At 50.9% G+C, this 21,991-nt stretch carries 13 protein-coding genes; 2 read left to right on the plus strand and 11 right to left on the minus strand.

Annotated features, from left to right (window positions below):
- Positions 1 to 5: 5 nt before the first annotated feature.
- The 10 genes from H8B09_RS14330 to H8B09_RS14375 all read right to left on the minus strand — a co-directional run bounded on the left by H8B09_RS14330 (position 6) and on the right by H8B09_RS14375 (position 17,433).
- Positions 6 to 2,873 (minus strand): ABC transporter permease, encoded by a 2,868-nt coding sequence (locus H8B09_RS14330; RefSeq protein WP_191204196.1) that lies wholly within the window; start codon positions 2,871 to 2,873, stop codon positions 6 to 8.
- A 54-nt stretch (positions 2,874 to 2,927) separates the two neighbouring features.
- Positions 2,928 to 3,986, minus strand: coding sequence for an efflux RND transporter periplasmic adaptor subunit (locus H8B09_RS14335; protein WP_224753597.1), 1,059 nt, complete (start codon positions 3,984 to 3,986; stop codon positions 2,928 to 2,930).
- The gene (locus H8B09_RS14340; RefSeq protein WP_318152622.1) at positions 3,949 to 4,692 is read right to left on the minus strand and encodes an ABC transporter ATP-binding protein; all 744 of its coding nucleotides are present in this window, start codon (positions 4,690 to 4,692) and stop codon (positions 3,949 to 3,951) included. The genes H8B09_RS14335 and H8B09_RS14340 overlap by 38 nt, the downstream gene beginning before the upstream one ends.
- 224 nt (positions 4,693 to 4,916) lie before the next feature.
- On the minus strand, positions 4,917 to 6,911 hold the full coding sequence (locus tag H8B09_RS14345) for a glycoside hydrolase family 43 protein (protein ID WP_224753598.1): 1,995 nt from the start codon (positions 6,909 to 6,911) through the stop codon (positions 4,917 to 4,919).
- Positions 6,912 to 7,066: 155 nt separating this feature from the next.
- Positions 7,067 to 8,701: a response regulator transcription factor gene (locus H8B09_RS14350; RefSeq protein ID WP_191204198.1), complete on the minus strand. Its 1,635-nt coding sequence runs from the start codon at positions 8,699 to 8,701 to the stop codon at positions 7,067 to 7,069.
- Complete coding sequence (locus H8B09_RS14355) at positions 8,694 to 10,442, minus strand: sensor histidine kinase (protein WP_224753599.1); 1,749 nt, start codon at positions 10,440 to 10,442, stop codon at positions 8,694 to 8,696. Before H8B09_RS14355 ends, H8B09_RS14350 begins: the two co-directional genes overlap by 8 nt.
- Before the next feature lie 18 nt (positions 10,443 to 10,460).
- Positions 10,461 to 12,146 (minus strand): extracellular solute-binding protein, encoded by a 1,686-nt coding sequence (locus tag H8B09_RS14360; RefSeq protein WP_191204199.1) that lies wholly within the window; start codon positions 12,144 to 12,146, stop codon positions 10,461 to 10,463.
- Between the two features lie 218 nt (positions 12,147 to 12,364).
- A complete protein-coding gene (locus tag H8B09_RS14365; RefSeq protein ID WP_191204200.1) occupies positions 12,365 to 14,050 on the minus strand; it encodes a type 2 periplasmic-binding domain-containing protein in 1,686 nt (561 codons plus the stop codon).
- Between the two features lie 29 nt (positions 14,051 to 14,079).
- The gene (locus tag H8B09_RS14370; protein WP_191204201.1) at positions 14,080 to 15,855 is read right to left on the minus strand and encodes a sensor histidine kinase; all 1,776 of its coding nucleotides are present in this window, start codon (positions 15,853 to 15,855) and stop codon (positions 14,080 to 14,082) included.
- A gap of 9 nt (positions 15,856 to 15,864) precedes the next feature.
- Positions 15,865 to 17,433, minus strand: a complete 1,569-nt coding sequence (locus H8B09_RS14375; RefSeq protein ID WP_191204202.1) for a response regulator transcription factor — start codon at positions 17,431 to 17,433, stop codon at positions 15,865 to 15,867.
- A gap of 138 nt (positions 17,434 to 17,571) precedes the next feature.
- Between H8B09_RS14375 and H8B09_RS14380 the strand changes: the two genes are divergently transcribed.
- Positions 17,572 to 18,714, plus strand: a complete 1,143-nt coding sequence (locus H8B09_RS14380) for a family 8 glycosyl hydrolase (protein ID WP_191204203.1) — start codon at positions 17,572 to 17,574, stop codon at positions 18,712 to 18,714.
- Positions 18,715 to 18,782: 68 nt separating this feature from the next.
- The gene (locus tag H8B09_RS14385; RefSeq protein ID WP_224753600.1) at positions 18,783 to 19,016 is read left to right on the plus strand and encodes a hypothetical protein; all 234 of its coding nucleotides are present in this window, start codon (positions 18,783 to 18,785) and stop codon (positions 19,014 to 19,016) included.
- Between the two features lie 40 nt (positions 19,017 to 19,056).
- On the opposite strand, the gene H8B09_RS14390 is transcribed toward H8B09_RS14385, so the two are convergent.
- Complete coding sequence (locus tag H8B09_RS14390; protein WP_191204205.1) at positions 19,057 to 21,918, minus strand: ABC transporter permease; 2,862 nt, start codon at positions 21,916 to 21,918, stop codon at positions 19,057 to 19,059.
- Positions 21,919 to 21,991: the final 73 nt, after the last annotated feature.

Here is a 21,991-nt window from a genome sequence, read left to right on the forward strand (position 1 = left end):
GGCTATTACTCCTCTCCCAACTTCAGCGCTTGTGCAATTCGGATACGCGACATCCGGAAGCCAAGGATGAACAGCCCGATCGTCAACATAATGCCGATAATGCTGTACAAATGCAGGTAATCGCTGAGTTGATACGTAATCGTGAATGGCGGCACCTGGTCGGCTGTCGAGAACGACATCGAGAACAACGGGATGAACAGCTCGCTGATCATACCGCCAATCAGGACGCCGATAATGACGGCTGCGCCTGAGGTTAGCATCTGCTCGCTAATGAGCATGCCGATAATTTGCAGGAACGGGATGCCCATCGCCCGCAATACGCCATATTGAAGCGTTCGGCCCGACAAGGTAAGAACCCAGAACAGCAGGAAGCCGAAGAAGCTGATCAACATCGAGATGACGAAGCCAAGCGTCATGACGCCGTTAATAGCGAGCCGGAACGGGTCATTCTTGGATAACACCAACTGCTGCGATGCATCGCGAAGACTCGTCACCTTCAAATCTTTCAACTCATCATAGATCTGATCGCTGGTTATGCCCGGCTTCAGCTTCAGCCATACCTCATACGGCTCTACAGCAAGTCGATTCTGAATCGCATCGAGATGGCCAACGATTAGGTTCGGCTGCTCGACCTTCGACTTGCCGTCGCTCCGGCCCGGCATCGGATTCCAAGTTGGCCAGTAGTCAATAATCCCATAAACCGTGAACTGCGCCCGATCCAGCGAGTCCCAATAAATGTTGATCGGGTCGCCTGGCTTCAGGTTAGCCTGCTCCGCGATGGAACGCGAGATCAGCACGGCCTTCGGATTCGGCGCAATCAGATTCAGGTAGCTGTTGATGGGGTAATCCAGCAGTCCGTCCTTCATCCAGGCGGTATTCCCGAACTCCTTCGTGTTGATGCCCATCAGCATCGTTGCTCCGTTCTTATCGGTGCTGCTTATGTTGTATCGAGCAACTGCCTTCTTGAATACGCGGGCTGCGGACTCCACCCCTTGCAGGTTCTGGAAAGGCTCGAAAGGAGGCTCCGTATACTGAACCCTTTTATTCGATGTCGCTGCCTCCGTCTGCTGCTGTCCAGTCTGCATCTGCGACGGCGAGAAGACTGGCGCATCGCTCTGCCAGCGAGTCGTCAACGCAAGGTCCGACCCGATCGCATATTGAATTCGGCTCTCCATGTTGTCATTGATCGTCCGCGCGGCATTGGCACTGAACAGTCCAGTGGCTACCGTCATAATAAGAAATACTTTAATCGTTAGATATTGCCCGGACGAACGGCTGATCACAACCAGCGTATTGTACAGCGCGGGCGACCACCACCTTCGCCCCATCCAATAGACGAGCCGAATAAACCATGGATAGACGCGAAGCACAAGCAGCCCTGCACCAAGCGAGAAGATCGCCGGCATGAGGAACAGCATGGGATCGACCTGCAGCGCATCCGAATCAAGCGCCAGCCTCTCCAGATCAGCCTGCCTATTATTAAAGCTGCGAAGCAAATAGATCGCGATGGCAACAAGCGCAATATCAATCCCAGCCTTATGCCAGAACGACAGCTTCGTTAGCCGCGCCATTTGCCGTTTATGATCGACAATGCTTACCCTCGTTGCGCGATATGCGGGGATAAGGATAAGAATAATGGCTCCCGCCACTGCCAGGGCAGCTGTTCGATACGCACCGCTGGTCAAGGTTACGTCTAGCGCGGAACGCTGGACGAATTCCAAGAAGCCGTTCGATGCGCCGAGCAGCTTTGTGAAGCTGACGCCAAGATAAGGTCCTACGGCTAACGCACCTATTCCAAGGATCAAACTTTCCAGCGTATAAGCCGCCATAATCTGCAGTCGGCTTGCCCCCCGGCTGCGAAGCACAGAGATCTCTGTCTTCTGCCGCTCGATAATCAGATTCGCCGTCATGAACAGATAGAAGGCAAGCATCAGCATCACAGGCGAATAAAGCGAAACCATCATAATGTTAAGCTTATCTTCCTTGCCGGCATAAGAGGCTATCGTGTCTCTTGCCGGAATGTTCACTTCTTCGGAACCGAGTCTGCCGCGGAAATAACGTCTAACCTCGGTGTCCGCTTTCACGAATTGCTCAATATGTTTGACATCAAGCTGTTCGTAATTGAATGCAAGCCGCCATTCTACCTCAGACAAGCGCAGCTTGCGGCCAACCGTAAACTCCCGATCGAATACGGATAACGGGATAAGAAGGCCATCCTGATTATCCGTTGTCAAATACGGCAAATAAGGATCCGCCGTTTTATCCGTGTCCATCGTTCCTACAATGATGACGCGAAATTGGGTCCCGTCTCCTTCCATCGATTCCGCAATCAGCTCATCGCCGATCTGTCGCTTGGTTGCAAGCTGGAATTTCTGCGTTGCAAGCGCCTCAATCACACCGTCCGCTCGATCGGTCGGCATGCGGCCATCGATCAGATGGACGCGTTTCTCCAGATCGGACAATGTCTTGAAGCCGCCTATCGTATTAAGAGACTTTATTTCCAGCTCGTTTGCGTCCGCGCCGTAAACCTTCATTTTCTGCGTAAACCGCTGTTGATAGAACGACAGGCCATCCAGCCCCATCTTGGCGGGTATCGTCTTCACGTATCGATCAGCCTTCTGAATGGCAGCCGTCGTCTTCTCTGTCATTTTCTCCGAAGAGATTGTCGTATCTATCCGCACATAACCCGGATACACTTGCTGCTGCGCTTGCACCGACTGAAGCTCTTTCAACAACGTCCTCTCCAGAATGGCCTTGGAGTACAATGGCATCGAGCTGAACAAAGCTACGCATACCGTAAGCCCCAGCCATAAATTCAGCTGCAGCCATTTGTTTTTCGCCATTTTGCGGAGGATCATCGTCCATAAGGCCATACCGTACACCCCGTCCTTGCGCCCGGCTTTACCGGGCCTTCAATGTTGTTTAGGTTAATTGTTGAGGATGACCTGCTGTCCTTCCTCGACCCCTTTCACAATCTCAACATCCGTCGCCGTCATCAAGCCTACCTCGACATCCACCTCTTTGCGGCGTTCGCCGTCTGCTATCTGCACGTAATAACGGTTCATATAAGACCGAATGGCCGAGCGCGGCAATACGATAACATCATGCCGCTTCTGAAGATCAATCGTCATCTCGGCGCTATCCCCGACTTTCGAATCCGCAGGTGCATTGTCAATGCTCATATAGATCGTTACGGCATTGGTTTGCGCTTTGTTCGCGTCTGTCGCAATCGGTACATTGGATGGCGCCTGAACGACTTTCCCCGTATATTCGACCCCGCGATATTTCAATTGGACCGGCATACCCGCCTTTATTTGGGTCAGCTCCTTGCTGTCTGATGCGACATAAGTAAGCTGAAGCTGGGATGGATCGGCTATCGAAACGATGTTCTGATAAGCATTAACGAAATCGCCGGCATTCATCTTCTCCACGAATGTGACGGTTCCCGAGATCGGCGAATAGAGACGCGATTTCGAGATGCGTTTCATCATATCGTCGAGCGACATCTGCTCCCGCTTCAGATCAAGCTTGCGCAGCTGCAAATCCGTATCGTTCGCGCCGGACTTAATCGCCTGACTGAGCAGCAGCTGCATCTTCTCTACATTGAGTTTCTGCAGGCTAATCTGATAATCCAGATCGCCAGTTTCGATCTCTGCTACGAGATCGCCTGCTTTCACCTCTTGCCCTTGCGTGACAGGAATCGCCTTCAGACGGCCGCCCGATTCTTTGAACGCAAGATTCGCTGCCGTTGCCGACACGAAATTCGCCGTGCCGCGGAGTACGGTCTGGATATCCCCTTTGCCCGCCTTTACCACATCAAACTGCTCTTGCGCCGGCTCCACGAGCGGGGGCTGCAGCACCTCTTGCTCGACTGGCAGGAGCGCGCAGCCGGACAGTGCCAGCGACATCATTAATAGTACGGCAGTACGCTTCGCATACTGCTTTCGGTTAGACGAGCGGCGATTCGTTGGTCGTGAAAGATACAATTTGTCCATCCTCCAATGCAATAACATGATCAACAAGCTCCATAATTTCAGGATCGTGCGTTGTAAGAACAACCGTCGTTCCTGTTCGATTTACGAGTTCTCGGAAAACGCGCATAACCTGCAGCCCCATTCGGCTGTCCAGCTCAGCAGTCGGTTCATCCGCAATTAATAGAATTGGTTCGTGCGCGATCGCACGCGCGATGGCAACACGCTGCTGCTCGCCTCCGGACAGCTCGGGAGGGCGATGCTTCATCCGCTCTCGCATACCGACGAGCGTGAGTGCCCGCTCCGCAGCTTCACGATTGCCTTTCACCTTCGTACCTGCGATGCGCAAGCCGAATTCCACATTCTCATAGGCCGACATGAGCGGTATTAGACCGAATGACTGGAACACGAGACCAATCTCCTTGCGTCTCAGCGCATTGCGTTCTGCGACAGACATACTTGTAATTTCCCGACCCTGGAAGAATACCTGACCGTCGGTCGGTTCATCCAATGCACTTAATATATTAAGCAGCGTGGTCTTGCCCGAGCCCGATCGACCCTTGAGCGCTACAATCGATCCAGCTGGAATGCTGAAATGAATATCAGCCAGCGCAGTAACGGCCGCACTGCCTTTACCGAACACTCGCTTAATACCCTTCGCTTGCAGTATCGTCGACTCGGTCTGTGCTGCTGTTTCCAGCGTCTCTTCCTTTACGGACACCGCCGTTACCCCCTTTACTTGATGTGATTGTTCAAAAAGCCGCCCGACTTGTTGAACTCACACTTATTCTAGTTAATGATTGCTTCTTCTGTTAGTTTAGCGCTTACAATTCCCAAGTAATACCTGTTAGTTCTGGTTCAATTACCCGAGAAATAATAGGTTTATGGCTACGAACAATAAAAAAAGCGCCCCTCTCGGAACGCTTAGATCGACAATCGATTACGTTATCGGCCAAATTGCCAGCTATCGAATTGGAACAACTTCTCCTCCGGCTTGCCGCTGAATACGAAATAAACCGAATGAATGCCTGCTGCACCTTGAATTGGGGTCGTCGCTTCTACCCACTTGTCTTCGGCGCCTGTTGAAGGAACGTCTACCGTGCCGACCAGTTGGCCTTCCGGACCATCCAGGCGCACCTCGATCGTGCTGCCTTCCGTCGTGCCCGATACAACAGCCGTGAAGGTAGAAGCGCCCTCGCCGAAGTCGACATTTGCGACCGCCGTCCAATCGCCGTTATCGATATCGCCTACCACCATATTCGAGCCCTCTGCGCCGCCAGTCGGCACGACGTTAATGCCTGCGCTCCATGCTATCGTTTCTGCCCCTGTACGGTCGTACGGATTCAGTGTCTTCACCGCATCTACGCCTTTAAGGTCAGCTGCAATTTCCTGAATGGAACCATCCTCGTTAAACGTAACCTGGTTCAGATGCGTCGAGCGATAGCCTTGCGCCACGCCCATCGCCTTCGACAGCGTCTGCGCATGGTAAGCAATATACCAGCTATTGTTAAACTGGAACATCGCATGATGGTTGTTGCCTCCGACGCCGAAGAAAAAGCCTGGATTCTTCAGAATCGTCCCTTGATACGTCCATGGACCCATCGGGCTGCTGCTCGTCATGTATGCAATTTCGCCAGCCGGCGGACTTCCTTCCGGACGCTCGCCATTATAGAAGTTCGTGCAGTATGTGTAATAATAGGTGTCGCCCACTTTGTTAATGCCTGCATCTTCAAACATGAAAGGCGCCGGAATCACTTGCGCTTCGCCTACTACGCTGGCCATATCGTCGCCAAGCTGCATCACGCGCGCCGTATTCGGCATTGCTTCCTGGCCCTCTTGTATTCCTCCGCCGTAGTAAATATAGGCTTTACCATCGTCATCTACAAGCACAGCAGGATCGAACAGCCATGTGACGCCTTGCGCGCCTGCATCTGATCTCGAGATGAGCGCCTTGCCGATCGGGTCAACCCAAGGACCTGTCGGACTGTCGCTCGTCAGGACGCCAATGCCGCTTGCATTGTTCGCGAAGTAGAGGAAGAACTTATCTTTCCCATCGATCACTTTATGGGCAGCCGCCGGCGCCCATGATTGCGTCGCCCATTTGGCGGCTCCTTCATGTCTCGCTACCACGATTGCGCCATGATCGGTCCAGTTCACCAAATCATCAGAGGAAATAACCGATATCTTGTTAATGTCGCTATACGTGTTGTCCTTTACCTTGCCGGCATCATCATATTGAAGGACGTCATTCGTCGCATAGATATATACGCGGCCATTGAATACAAGCGCATAAGGATCAGCGCCGAATTTGTGCGCAACGAGCGGGTTGCCGTTCGGCGGAGTCTTGCCCACTGCCTCAGTCGGAGGCGCGTAGACGATCTGCGCGGAAGCTCCGCTTGCGTCATACGATTGCGTCGTGTTGTCGGAATGGACGACTTCTACGCTCTGTATCTTCATTTCTTCACTCATCGGTTTGGTCAACTCCTGTAATAATTTGATTGAGATTGTCGCCAGCGTGCGGCTGGCATCGCGATTCACATAAGTAAGGGACGAGCCGTCGCTCGTATGAATGCGAAGCTTTATGCCCTCGGCACTCGTCTCGTACTCAACCTCGGCTGATGGGTTTACATTCGCGTTATTGAGAATAATCCCAGTCACCTCAAAGGAAGGCGGAACTTGAAGCAAAGCCTGCATCTCGCGGATATCCGCATCAACCGGCAGCTCATCCATGACGAGACGAATTTCGTATTCTTTCCCGACATTCCTGCTCACCTTAACCACATCATCCTTCAATTCGACGGAGCCCGCGGAAGAGGCTGCATGCTCTGTCGTCGGTTGCGAACCGCTGTCTGAATCAAACCATAATCGGTAAGTCAGCAGAGCCGCCGTCGCAAGGAATACAATGGATAATGCAAGCTGCAATGTCTTTCTCCTTCTCATTCCATCTCTCATCCCCTCAGCGCTTCTTCACACAGCTTACTGCCTGACAGCTTAAGCAACAACCTGTTGATCGCGTCCTCGTTACCCGTCAAGTTCTAGTTCTCATCGATAAGAAAAAGGCGCCTGATCAGGCACCTTCCAACGATTATTCTCCTTCATGACGGCACTGTCAGCGTATCCCGATACTCCTGCGGCGTCATACCGGTCACCTTCTTGAAGAAGCGCGTGAACGAGTGAGCCGCTTCATAGCCAACCTCGACCGCCACATCCCGTACTTTCATATAGGGATCACGCAGCAATTCCTTTGCCTTCTTCACTCGGCAACGATCGATGAATTCAGATAGATTGATTCCGCTTTCCTGCTTGAAGAAACGGGATAAATACGACGGGTTGAAAAAATGGATTTCCGCAAGACGCACAAGCGATAGATCTTCGCTTAAATGGTCTTCAATATACTGGCAGATTCGATCGGTTATGAGCGTTGTCCTGTCCCGTTCATCCGTCTGTTTGAATTGGAATACAGCATTGGCTGCTCCTTTCAAATAATAGAATCCCTCTTTCATCGAAGCATGCTCATCCAATCGCATCAGCTTGCCGTGCTCGTCTATCCGTCCGTGAAGGCCAAGCCGCCCGATGGAAGTATAGAGCATAAGCGCGATCGTGTAGTACGCTTCAATTGTATACTGAGGATTGCCGCAACACTGCAGTGCAGCAGTGGAGATATCCTCCAACTCCTTCAGGAACTCTGTCGATCTGCCAGCTTCCAGATAGGCAGCCAATACCTCCGCTTTCTGGGCAGTGATGAACCCCTCCTTGCCGGGCATCCCGCTGATCGCTTCAGGACGATCCCTAATGATGATCGCAATGCCGTCCCCGACTTGAAGCTGCTGCAGCTGTCGCAGACGTTCATATTGCTGTGTCACCTCGCTCCAAGGACAGCTGGCCCCGCTAATCGTGAAACCGAGCGTTAAGCCAAGAGATGCTTGGCATGACTCTTGAATAAGCTCAAGCGTTCCCTCCAAATAGGTTACGAGATGTTCATCGTATTTCTCTTCGCTATCTTCTTGCGGTTGAATAAACCAAATCAGATCGCCTTGTTTATCGACGACGCCGATGCTGCGCGTTTTCTCCGACAGGTAGGTATTCGCACGGATCTGAGCCGCGTTCATCAACTCATTCTTCTCCAGATAGGTTCTGCCCTCTGGGTAAGTAATGCGACCTAGAACCATGACAACCTCTTGCGTCGGATCCAGCCCGATGCTTAACTTGCAGAATTCATCAACAACAATATCCATATATACGCCGATTAGATCGCTCTCCTGCAGCAGATGCCGCATATAATCGCCCTGCGCCATAAGCTGAAAAGCCTGCAGCTGTTCACGGGACTGCTCGAGCAGCTGGGTCACCTGATTGCCCTGAACAATTTCATCCAGCACTTCTTTGACCGTGTCAGCCACCTTCGCATAACCTTCTGTCTTCAGCAAATATCGCACATTCGCCAGCTGGATCGCACGGTACGCATATTCGAATTCGCTATGTCCGGTTAAGAAAATGACGCGGCATCTCGGCCAATACTTCAAGATTTCCTCCGATAGCTCGAGGCCGCTCATGCCAGGCATCGCAATATCCGTCATGACGATGTCGATTCGCGTTCGAGACATCCATTCGAGCGCTTCCTTCGCCGAATAAGCTTTATAGACGTCCAGCCTCTCCGGCATGAAGCGATTGAACACCTCAAATAAGCTGTTTGTAATAATTTCCTCATCATCGACGATCAGCAGCCTATACATGCCCTATCTCCTCCTCAAGCTTCATACAGATCGTGACGCGCAGACCATTCTGCTCTGTTCGGGTAAGCTGCAAACCGCTGCCTTCTCCATACGTCAGCATCATTCGGCGGTGGATGTTAATCATGCCTGTCATTTCTTCCGTTTCGCCCGTGCTCGCCAACCGCGCATTCAACATTGCCAGCTTTTCTTCATCCATGCCGCCGCCATTATCCTCGATCACGATGCGCGCCTCGCTCTCTTGCCGCTCGAACGTTACACGCAGGAAGCCTTCTTCCGGCATCTTCTCTAAGCTGTGCTCGTACGCATTCTCGATAATCGGCTGCACGATCAGACGCGGGACACGAATCCTTTCCATCTCAGGCGGGAGCTCGTCAAACTGCACTTTGATCCGTCTGGAGAACCGAAGCTTCTGAATTTCAGTGTACGTGCGGGCATGCTGAATCTCCTCCAATAGCGGCACATTGTCCTGGCCATTACGCGTAATGAAGCGGAAATATTCGCCGAGCATATTCGTGAACAGTTCAATGCGCTCGGTATCCCCTGTCTGGGCCAACGAGTTTAGGATGAAGAAGCTGTTATATAAGAAGTGCGGATTGATTTGCGATTGAAGCTGCTTCAATTCCGCCTTCTGCATCATCATTTTCTGCTTAAAATCTTGGTCGATCAGCGCCTGCAGCTTGTCCAGCATATTATTGAATCGATTGTAAAGGTAACCGAACTCATCTTTCTTCCCATGAGCGATTCGAAGATCCAGCGATCCGCTCTCCATCCGTCGGAATCCTTGTACAAGCAGAAGCAGCGGCCGATGGACGAATCGATAGGTGGTGAAAGCATACACGATGATCGCAATCCCTGTCGTTAATGCAAAGCCCCACGCCCAATAGCTGAATTTATTTAACGGACGTTTTACGGTCTCTTCCGGCAAATACGATACGACGGAAAGCTTCGATTTATCCGAATCCGCACGGTCAAAATGATATCGTTTGCCTTCGATGTCAAGCAGCATGGAACGTTCATGCGAAGCCTCGGCACTTTCCCAATATTCGTTCATTCGACTATAGGCTTTCGTATCGCTGTACAGTGTGAAGCCTGCGTCTTCAGCGACTAGAATCGAGCCGCTCTCCTGATATACGTTCAGCTTCTTCAGCGATTCCCTCAGCTTCTCGCTGTCCAGCTCGATCTGAACGATGAACAGCGGTTCTGCTCCCTTTCTGCCACCGAACCAGGAGGAGCTTATCTCGAGCGTATCGCCCAACGTTTTCAATCGGCTATCGCTCTTATCAAGCATCAGACGGAGGGCATCGTAGCGTTCTTGATCGAAAGGCATGACGCCGCCGCCTACCGACAACGTTTTGCCTATCGTACGGATGTGTATATAAATATCTTTGACGTAAGCGCTGTTGCTCTTGATCGAGGTCAACCGATGCAGCATGTAATCGATGCTCTTCTTCTTGTCGACGCTATCCATAAGCTCCCATGTTACGGCGAGCCGATTAAGGTCGCTTTCCTGCAGCACATCGTATTGCTGTATTTCAAGCCATTCAATCTCCCGATTGAGGTCTTCCAAGTAAGTGGATAGTTGCGCGAGCGTGTTTCTCGATATCTCGTCGCTTGCATTCTTGTAGCTCCAATTGTAAAGATAGACGCCGAGAAGAATAATCGGCAGAATAACGACGAGATACATAATGACCAATCTAACGAATATCGTATGGCGCAATGAATTAACAGGAATCTTAAACAATGAAACGCCTCCGATACGCTAAAATCTGAACACTCCATCTACAAGACTTTCCTGGCGCGCCCGTTCGCGTTTGTTCGTATACCATTGATTCACTTCCATCGTGATCTTCGCTCCTCCCAGCCTGTTCCATTCCTCTACGAATCGATCAAAATCGGTAATGGGCCGGCCGAGAACAATGTTCACGAACGTATCGTTCTTCATATCTTCAAGCAACGACCACTTCTCAAGCATCGTGTCGGTAGGCGGACCAACAAAACTTTCATATAAGAGCTGATTGTTCTTCTTATATCGATCAAGAATGGAGAATGCGCCTGTCGGCCCGTACGTATGCTCCCAACCCCAGCCTGTGATATTGTTATTGTACAGGTAGAGATCAATATTTTTCTGAATCGCCCTCGCTTCGTCCTTAAGTACCGTTTTATCGCCCGTTACTCGAGCTGCCTCAAGTTGATAATAGGCATTCAAGTTTTTCAACGCAGGATACGGCGTTACCGGCGAAATCTGCCACACCGGATACGGGTTGCTATAGTAGGTCTCATACTGAGCGGTCTTTCCCCAGTTCTTCTCCAGATGAAGATTGAACAGCTTCATGATCGCTTCCGGGTGCTCATACCCTTTCCTTACGGCAAGAAACTGGTCGGTAGAGAATCGAAGCGGAACCTTGGCCAGCCCATCTGAATTGGATACGATCGGATAGGCCTGCCAGCGGGCGTTTTTGTTCTTCGAATAGCTTGACTGCGCGGCGAAGGAAGCCCATTGCTCCCCATAGAACATACCGACCTTGCCAGATGCGATCAACTCGTTTGCTTTGTTGCCGTCCTTGAACATGAATTCCGGATCAAGCTGACCATCCTTGTACATTTCTCGAAGCACATTCAGTGCTGATCTTACTTCCGCCTGAACGGCCCCATAAGCCAATTGTCCAGACGGTTTCTCTAACCATATATTCGGATAAGCATCATATCCAGCGACAAAATCGGTCATGCCCATGATCGGGTCCCACAAATATTGGGTTATCGCGAGGCCGAATGTGTCATTCACCCCATTGCGGTCCGGGTCTTTATGTGTAAACGCTTTCGAAATTTCCAACAAATCATCCATCGTATGCGGCGGTTCAAGCCCCAACTGATCCAGCCAATCTGTCCGAATCCAGATAAATTGCGCCCCTTCAATGGAAGAACCGGTCTCCGGTATTCCCATCAGCTTGCCGTCTACCGTCGCCGATTCGAAAGGCGCGCTTCCTTCCTGGCTTAACACTTCCTTCGTGAACGGTGTAGCATAATCGTTATACACGCGCGTCAGATCTTGAATGAGTCCCGCATTGCTCAGCTGTCGGAGTTGCTGCGCATTAACCCTTACCACATCAGGCAAATTGCCTGCTGCCAGCGCAACGCCCAGCTTCTCATTATAGAGATCTCCCTTGGCCGTCCATTCGTATTTGATCCGAATGCCAAGCACCTGCTCGTACAGGCGGGTCCATATATTGTTCTCCAACGTATCGCCCGGCATCTGTTCGAGCAGCCCATCCAGGCTGTCGCCTGTCTGCCGTACGAAGGTCAAGGTGATCGGCGAATCGTATTTGCTTAAGCCCGGTTCATTGTAAATGATTTCTTCATTATTAGTCGTCGGCGGCTGTTCCTCGCTTGTATCCTCACTGCTTGCACAAGTAGCAAGCATGGGTATAAGCAATATCGCGGTAACCATAAGGGTGAACCTGCTCATCTTCAACATCCGCAATGTGGCAACCCCATTTCTGATATGTGTGTATCATTCCTATTATCCTGATGGATACGGCCTAAGACAATAACCATTCGTTGCGTTCGTTACCCGTTGTTTACTTATTATCGATCATATAGCTGAAACAAGTGCATCGGAAAGGCCGGGACTAAGCCAACGGCAAGTCCGGCCTTCTATGCGAACGATTATTTAGAAGCTGCAGCTTCTACTCTCTTCTTCACTTGTTCCGTCGCCCACTTCTCGTAGCCCGCCGTATCCAGCTTATCGAATTCCTTCATGTAACTTTCCCATACCGAATCGAATTTGTCAGGCGAGGAAAGGACCAGTCTCGGGAAGTACTTCTTCGCAAGCTCGTCTTTCTTCGTCTCCCAGATTTGCTCAGGCGAGTTTTGCTCTTTCGCGAAGCCCCATGCTGGGTACCAAGCGCGGTACTCCGGCTCAGCGAACATTTGCGTGTACGTTTGAACACCGTATCGATCGAGAATGGCTGCGTCTTTATCCGTCAAGCTCATCTGGAACACTTCCGGCTGATAGTCTACGCCCTTCGCATTGCCGTTCGCAAGCGTCGAGTGTGCGTCATAGCTTGGCCAGTTCCAGTCGTAATATTTGTAGCCGAACTTCTCGTTGAACGATTCGTCGATCTTGGCGATTTGATCTGCCGTCCGGTAGAAGCGACCTTTATCGTTCACTTCATACGTCTCGCCTCTAATGCCCCAGCTGATCAGCGTCTGGTTCTCTTCTGTCAGCATGTTGTCTAAGTATTGAATAATACGAACAGGATCATCGGCGCTAACCGTAATGCCGATACCGCGGTTCGTCACGACGCCGCCTTGCGGATCGATGTACGCATCCGGCGTATTCTCGTCGAATGTAACCGGCAGCGGGAAGTAGGTATAGCCATCCAACGACGGGTCTTTACGGGCAGCATCCTTCAGCGTGTTCAATGCGTTGCCCACCTGCCATTTGTAGTCGAAGAAGCCCAGCACTTTGTGCGATGTCAGCTTCGCAATGTATTGGTCATAGTTGTCGACGAACGACGCTTTGTCGAACAGCCCATTGGCATTCAAGCTGTTGAGCGTCTGCAGCCAGCGCTTCGTTGCATCGGAGCCTGCATACGTCTTCGCTTCTAGCGTATTTGTGTCGACCGTCACGTTTCCATCATTCGGATAGCCGAGCAGATGCATTGGCGGGTTGGATGTTGCAAAGAAACGCCAGTCGTTCGTCATAGACACCATGCCTGTCAGACCATCGTCTTTATGCTTCTCCGCGTAGTCGGTAATGAGCTGAATATATTGATCCAACGATTTAATCTTTGGATATCCGGCCTCTTCAAGAACGCGGCGCTGTACCCAGAATGCTGCGTCCGGTTCAGGGTCGGGAACGAAATCGCCTACTTGAGCGGAGAGCGGGAGGTAGTACACCTTGCCGTCCTTAGCTCGCATTTGGTCGAGAACAGAACCATAGACACGTTTAATGTTCGGGCCGTATTGGTCGATTAGCTCATCTAATGGAATGAACGCGCCAGCATTCATAACTTCTTCAATCGCCGAATCCGGTATCAGTACATCAGGGTAGTCGTTAGAGGCGATCATCGTGCCGATCTTCGTATTCAAGTCGCCGACCAGAAACTCCAGCTTGAAGTTGACGCCCGTCTGCTCCTCGAGCATTTGGCCGATCGTCGTCTCGTTCGTGTTGCCGTCCTTGGAACCAGCTACGCCGTTAAAAAGCGTGAATGTAGCTTTTTCCTTCTTCACCTCGGAGCTGCTGCCGCTTGATGATGAGCCGTTGTCGTTCTTGCCAGAGCAAGCCGTGACTGAAGCCATCAAAGTCATCGCAGCGATACCGAGAAGCGCAAATTTCTTCTCAAGCACTGGAGTTGACCCCCTCTCGGATATAGGCTCTACTTCGAAAATGAAAGATGATCGCTATGTCGAATATTAGTGGGTATTCGCAGCGTTATCGTGGTCCCTTGACCCAAGTGACTGTCCACTTCAAATGTGAACTGGTCGCCGTATATCATCCGCGCACGGTAGATGACGTTCTGAATGCCGATCGAATCGCCAAGCTTATCATGCATATCCAAGTAGCGGTACAGCTTGTTCACCTGCTCCTCGCTCATGCCGATTCCGTTGTCGCGAATCGTGAATTCGAGGTGCTCATCCGAGCAGACAATACGGATATCAACGCGTCCGCCTTGCTTTAATGGTTCTAGCCCGTGGATGCACGCATTCTCGACGAAAGGCAGGAACAACATTTTGGGCAGCTCGCAAGTATAGGCTTCCGGTTCAACATAGATCTCGTACATCAGTTTGTCTTCAAAACGGTATTTCTGTATTTGCACGAAGCAGTGGATAAATTCGAGTTCTTCCTTGACCGTCACCTTGTCTTTGTTCCACGCAAGCGAACTGCGGAACAGCTTCGCCATGTTATGAATGATCTTCGCCGTCTCATTCTCTTGCTTAAGCAAGCTTCTCATTCGAATGGTCTCAAGCGCATTGAATAGGAAGTGAGGATTGATCTGACTCTGCAGCGCATTAAGCTGCGCCATCCGACGATCGAGTTCAAGCGACTTCTTCTGAATATCTGCTACGTAGACGTCATCGATTAAAGTCCTGATCTGCAAAGTCATTCGGTTGAACTCGAGTGTCAGTTGACCGATCTCATCGCGGGATTCCTCTTCATTAATCGATTCGAAGCTCTGGGTTTTCACTTTCTTCATATGCTTCAAGATCTGTACCAATCTTAGATTGATTGAACGTGTAATGATCAGAATGATGGCGGTTGGAATGACGATCATAATACACCCCGACCATAAGATGAATTGACGCGACTTGCGCACCTCTCTGACGACCTCGCCTTCATCGATCGTTCCGATAATCCGCCACCCGTTCAAGTAGCTGACATTCGCAAAGCTCTTAACGAATTCGATCGAATGCTCAGACCGGAAGGAAGTATAAAGCGGCTGTATGCGCGCATCCCAATGAACCTCCGAATTTGTCGTGTATTCAATCTGTCCGGACGGGTTAACGAGATACATTTCCCCTTGCATATTCAAGTTCGCGAATATTTCCTTCAGATCAATCGTCTTGAAATCGATCTTCAGCATCTTCTCCTTAGACATCCGATCAGCGTAATAATCCAATCGGCGTACGAGCGAGAAACCGATGAAATCGCCGTTTACTGACTTGATGCGCATAAACACCGGCTGCGATCGCTGGGTCGCCGCTCCTTGCTTGTACCATTCCTCCGCTCGAATCTCATCCGACAGCAATCCGATATTGCCGGAATGCAGAAGCGTCGGATTCGCCACATAGATCATAATGCTCTGAAGCGATAGCGTAATCGGACTATAACTGTTCATGACGCGTCGCAAATAATTGTCATAATTCTCAATATAGTCAGCAACGTCAACATAGTCCTGATCGAGAATTTCATTCGTCGGATAATCGGAATAGAAAAACGACGATAATCCTACCGCATCATCGATTTGAGCGCGAAAATCGTTCTTGATCTGCTCAACCGCCCGGTCGATATCCTTCATTCGCCGATCACGCACGCTGTCTGTCATCATGTCGTAGAATAAGATGTTCGTCACGATCATCGGCGTGAATACGCATAGGAAATAAACGAGCAGCATTTTGTTGCGTAATCGAATATTGTTCAGCAGACGATTCATGAGGTTCTCCTAATTGGGCTTGTTCATTCGATTGCGATATTCCGAAGGCGTCACTCGCTCCAGCTTCTCGAACTGGGTGACGAAATAGTCAGCATTGTTGAAGCCAACCCTTTCAGCGATCTCGTATATGCGCAGTTCCTTCTGTCTTAGCAGCTTCTTCGCCTCCGTAATGCGCAGTTGATGCAAATAATCATTGAAATAGACGCCGAATGTTTTCTTGAACAGCTGTCCGAGATAAGCAGAATTCATGAAGAACTGCGCTGAAATGCTCTTAAGGCTTAAATTCTGATGGTAGTTGCGATCAACGTAGCTTTTAATTTTCTGAATGCTGCCTTTACCCGATGCACAATATAGCTTGCTGAATAGTGCTGTTGCCTCCAACACGAACGTTTCGAACAGCTGCCGCAGTTCCTTCATCGTAATGCTGTAATCATGCCAACTCATAATGGGTTCAAGGCCGCTTAGCTCTTTCTCATCGCCCTCCATGCATCGAATCGACTTCACAATATTCAGCACACACTGCGCGATAGCGGACTTAATGGCTTCCGGCGAGAATGCCTGCTCCTGGAACGTAGTGAACAACCGCTGTATCGATTGCTGCACATTCTCTTGGTTATTCTCTTCCACGGCCTCCGTCAGCTTGCGGTACGTCTCGTCATCCGGATACTTGTAATGGAGAGTCTGCCCTTCAATATCCGAGTATAAGATGATTAGTTCGTCCGCCTTCAACAGCTTGAATTGCAAAGCTTCCTTCGCTGTTGCATAGGACTGATATATTTGCATCAAATCGTGAACCGGCCTGCCTGCAAAAATCCGAAACGTCAGCCGGAATCGCTCGCGAAGCCGATGCATCACACTTTCGAGCAGTCGGCGCATGCTTCCGCCATACGGAACTAGGTCTACGTTCGGAATGATGACGCCATAACATTGGCGATGGCTGTACAGCATGGTCTCGACATTGGAGCGAGCAGCCTCTTGAATGGCTGTACGAATACCATTGTGAACAATATCGGTCATCGGCATAACGCTGCCATTCCATGGAAGCACATCATTGATTTCGAATAACACATAAGTGTAAGTTCGCGCATCCGGCCACATGGACTTCCAATGCGTCAAATCTGTCTCTTCCAGTTCACCGCGAATGAGCAGCTCCATCTGCCGCTCCTCCCGGTGCCTGCTCGTCCGCTCCTCCAGCACCTTCTTCGCCGACAGCTTCTCCCGGATCCGGGCGAGTGCATCCTCCAGCTCCTGTTCATCGATCGGTTTCACGACGTAGTCCATCACGCCATGCCGCATCGCTTGTTGGGCATAGCTGAAATCGTGGTAGCCGCTAATAATAATGAACGAAGTGCTTAATTGCTCATTCGATGCAGCCTGAATCAGCCCGATACCGTCGAGAATCGGCATCCGAATGTCCGTAATGACGAGGTCAGGATTGATTTCCTTAATTAGAGCCAGCGCATCCTCTCCGTTGTCAGCCTCTCCAATAATTCGAAAGCCGCTCGCTTCCCAATCCATTAATCCGATTAACCCTTTGCGAACGAACAATTCGTCATCAACAATAATGGCTGTAAACATGAATCCACCTCCGATGTAATGAAGCATCCGCTTGCTTTCGCCTCAGATGCTATAGTTTGTAGGGTATTAAACTACAATTTCTTCAATTAAGATTGTGATATGATGAAGGCAAATTCGTCTCATATGGAGGCTTACCCAATGGAAAAGATCGCTTCCGGCGCATATTACACCAGCCAATATCGCAACCTGTTCCGAGAAATCGGTTACACCGACGAGCAGATCAACGCTAGAATCGAACAAGCTTGGTCCGACCTATTCGACGGAGATGAAGATGTCCGCATCTACTACCCGCTCGGCGACGATATGGGATACATGCTCGATACCGGCAATTTAGATGTTCGTACTGAAGGCATGTCTTACGGCATGATGATGGCGGTTCAGATGAATAAGAAGGATGTATTCGACCGTCTATGGAAGTTTTCCAAAACCTACATGCAGCATACCGAAGGACGATATAAAGATTATTTCGCTTGGCATTGCACAACCGATGGCACCCGCTTGTCTCAGGGACCAGCGCCTGACGGCGAAGAGTTCTATGCGCTGGCGCTTCTATTCGCATCGAACCGATGGGGAGACGGCCAAGCGCCGTTCGACTATGCGAACCAGGCCCGTATTATTCTTCGCGCGTGCCTGCATCAAGGCGAGAAGGGCGAAGGCAACCCGATGTGGGATCCGGCAACCAAACTGATCAAATTCATTCCAGAGCTGCCTTTCAGCGATCCTTCCTATCATCTGCCGCACTTCTATGAGTTATTTGCTCTTTATGCCGACGAGCAAGATCGGTCGTTCTGGAAGGAAGCCGCGCAAGCCAGTCGTGCTTATTTGCATACGGCATGTCATCCTGAGACAGGATTGTCGCCTGAGTATGCGAATTATGATGGAACCCCGGCAGACGTGCAGCCGCATGGCGACTTCCGGCATTTCTTCAGCGATGCTTATCGCACGGCCGCGAATATCGCGCTTGACTGGGAATGGTTCCGGTCCGATTCGTGGCAAGTGGAGCAATCGAATCGACTGCAGCGCTTCTTCCGCGAGATCGACGTTGCAGATTATCGCAGATACAAGATCGACGGAACGCCATTCGAGGAGCTTTCTCTTCATCCGATCGGCTTGCTCGCGACGAACGCCGCGGCATCGCTGGCCGCTGATGGACCGGACGCCGAGCATTTCGCACGCTTATTCTGGGATACGCCGCTGCGTACAGGACAGCGTCGTTACTACGACAACTGCTTGTACTTCTTCAGCCTGCTGGCATTAAGCGGCAATTATCGCGTTTACTAAAGTCTTCCACAATGTTCGATTCTGATACAACGAGCGCTCTCAGCGATAACCGAGAGCGCTCGTTATTTATGATGCTCGATATGCGAGATGGTCGAATGGGAACTGAAATGGATGCATGTATTGTTCATTATAAAAAGAGTGTAATGCTGAAAGCAACATTCCAACAACCCAATGATATATGGCTGTCTACCCAAAAAATTATAGCACTTTCGAAAAACGATCGAAATAATAAACGAAAAGCCAGCCCGAAAGTTTTCGGGCTGGCTTTAAATTTGTGGTTATGCGCCAGTCAAGGTGTATAAAACAAGTACGCATAAGATAGGAAAGCGGAGAGTTTCCCCGCTATTCCTCGCCCAACTTCAGCGCTTGGGCAATTCGTATACGAGACAATCGGCTGACGAGGATGAACAGACCGATCAGCATCATGAAGCCGATAATGCCGTATAAATGCAAATAGTCGCCCGTCGTTCGAACAATCTGGAACGGCGGAACCTGCGTCGCTGTCGAGAACGACATTTGGAATAACGGTACATACAGATCGCTTGTCAGATTGCCGATAATGACGCCGATTATGATCGCTGCTCCCGAGGTAAGGACTTGTTCGCTTACAAGCATCCCGATAATCTGCACGAATGGAATGCCCATCGCACGCAGCACCCCATACTGCAGCGTCCTTCCGGACAACGTCAACACCCAGAAGAGCAGGAATCCCAGGAAACAGATTAGCATTGAAATAACAAAGCCAAGTGTCATGACCCCGTTGATCGCAAGCCGGAACGGATCGTTCATCGATTGGACAAGCTTCTGCTCCGTATCGTTTAGTCTCTTGACCGGAACTCCCCGCTCCTCCAGCTGACTGTATATTTGCTCGCTCGTAGTCCCATCCTTCAGCTTCATCCATACTTCATACGGTTCCGTCGCAAGCCGCTTCTGGATGGTGCTCAGATGACCGACGATCAGATGCGGCATCTTCGGTTTGCCGTTATTGTCCGTAGCGAATCCGCTAGGCAGCGGATTCCAGGACGGCCAATAATCAATGATGCCATAGACGATAAACTGCGCCTGCGGCAGACCGTTCCAGAACAAGCGGATCGCATCGCCCGACTTCACTCCGATCTCGTCGGCAATCGATCGGGACACAAGCACAGCCTGCGGATTCGAGGCGATCAGATTCAAATAGTTGTTGATGTGCGAATGCAGCAGACCGTTCTTCATCCAAGCCGTCTGGCCGAACTCCTTCGTGTCGATGCCGATAACCGTCGTATCTCCCCCTTTGCCGCCTTTGCGCTCGAAGAATATCGCGTCATCCCTGCGGAATACTCTCGCGGTCGACTCCACGCCAGCAAGCCCCTGAACCAGCTGATAGGGAGGCTCGGCATATTGAATTCGCTTCGACCCGACCATTCCAGCGCCGGATTGCTGTGCGACAACTCCTTCCGAATCATTGTTCCACTCGGTCATAAGCACAACATCTGCACCGGAAGCATACCGGATCTTACTCTCCATATTATCATTGATCGTTCGCGCCGCATTAGCGCTGAACAATCCTGTCGCTACGGTCATGATCAGGAATACCTTGATCGTAAGGTATTGACCTGACGAGCGGCTGATCACCACAAGCGAATGGTACAAAGCAGGCGACCACCATCTGCGTCCCGCCCAATAGATCAGTCGAACCAACCATGGATAAACGCGCAGGATGAGAAGCCCCGCTCCGAGCGCGAATACAGCAGGCATCAAGAACAGCATCGGATCAATCTGGAAGCTGCTCGAATCGAGCGCCAGCTTCTTCAGATCCTCCTGCTGTTTGTTGAACGTATACAGCAGATAGATCGCGAAGCCAACGAAGATGATATCCAGTCCTGTCTTGTGCCAGATCGACATTCGAGTCATTCGTGCCATTTGCCGTTTATGATCGACAATGGTCGCCCTTGTCGCCAACATGGCCGGAATCAGAATGAGCAGGATCGCTGCGCCTACGGCAGAAGCCGCGATGCGGTAGGCTCCGCTGCCGAGACTGACCTCCAGCGCCGACCGCTGAACGAAGGACAGAAAGCCGCTCGAAGCGCCCAACAACTTCGTAATCATAATGCCGATCAGCGGACCGAGAGCAAGCGCGCTTGCTCCGAGCAGCAGGCCCTCCAGCGTGTAGACGAGCATAATTTGCGATCGGCTGGCGCCGCGGCTGCGAAGGACGGAAATCTCCGTCTTCTGCCGTTCAATGATCAGATTCGCAGCCATGTACAGGTAGAAGGCAAGCATCAGCATAACCGGCGCGTAGAGCGACAGCATCATAATCTCCAGCTTCTGCTGCTTGCCCTGGTACGAGGCGACCGTATCGGTCACCGGAATGTTCACTTCCGCAACGCCGATCCCCGTTTGAAAATAACGCCGTACCGCATGATCCGCCGCAACGAATCGGTCGACCGCTTCAAGCGTCAGCTGTTCGAAATTCATCGCATAACGCCACTCGATATTCATGATCGTCGCCTTGCCGCCTTGCGAGAACTCCCGGTCGAACTGCTGCTCGGGAATCATGAAGCCGTCGACGACCTCATCGGTGAGAAAAGGCAAATACGGATCCGCCATCGGGTCCGTCTCCATAATGCCGACCGGAATGACTCGGAAGCGCTGACCCTTATCCGACATCGATTCCACCACGAGCTCGTCGCCCAAACCTCGCTTCAGGTCGAACAGGAAAGGCTGCGTTACGAGCGCTTCAATGATGCCATCTTGCCGATCGGAGGGCATCCGGCCATCGATCAGACGAACCCGCTTATTCATGTTCGTCAGCGACTTGAAGCCGCCGGTCGTATTCTGCCAACGTTTCTCCTCGTCGGTAGCGGTTACGCCGTATATTCTCATTTTCTGCGTAAACTTCTGTTCATAAAACGATCTTGCCTCGATGCCCATCTGCTGCGGAATTGTCTTCACGAATGCCTCGGCATCCGCAATCTTCTGCTTCGTCGCCTCGTCCATCACATGCGAAGACACCGTCGTGCTGATCTCGACCATCCCGGGATAGACCGACTTCTGGCTCTGCACCTCTTGCAGCTCTCTGACAAAAGTTCGCTGTGAAATCGCATTCGAATACAACGGCATCGAGCAAAACAACGCTACGCATATCGTGAGACCGAACCACAAATTCAACTGGAGCCATTTGTTTCGAGCCATCTTGCGTGCAATCATCGTCCACAAGCCCATCGGTTCACCTCATCATCACCCATATATAACTATAAAATACTATTAAATCCATTCGGTTAAAACCTGTCATATG

It is taken from the genome of Paenibacillus terricola (genome assembly GCF_014779765.1).
Taxonomy (GTDB): Bacteria; Bacillota; Bacilli; order Paenibacillales; family Paenibacillaceae; genus Paenibacillus_T; species Paenibacillus_T terricola.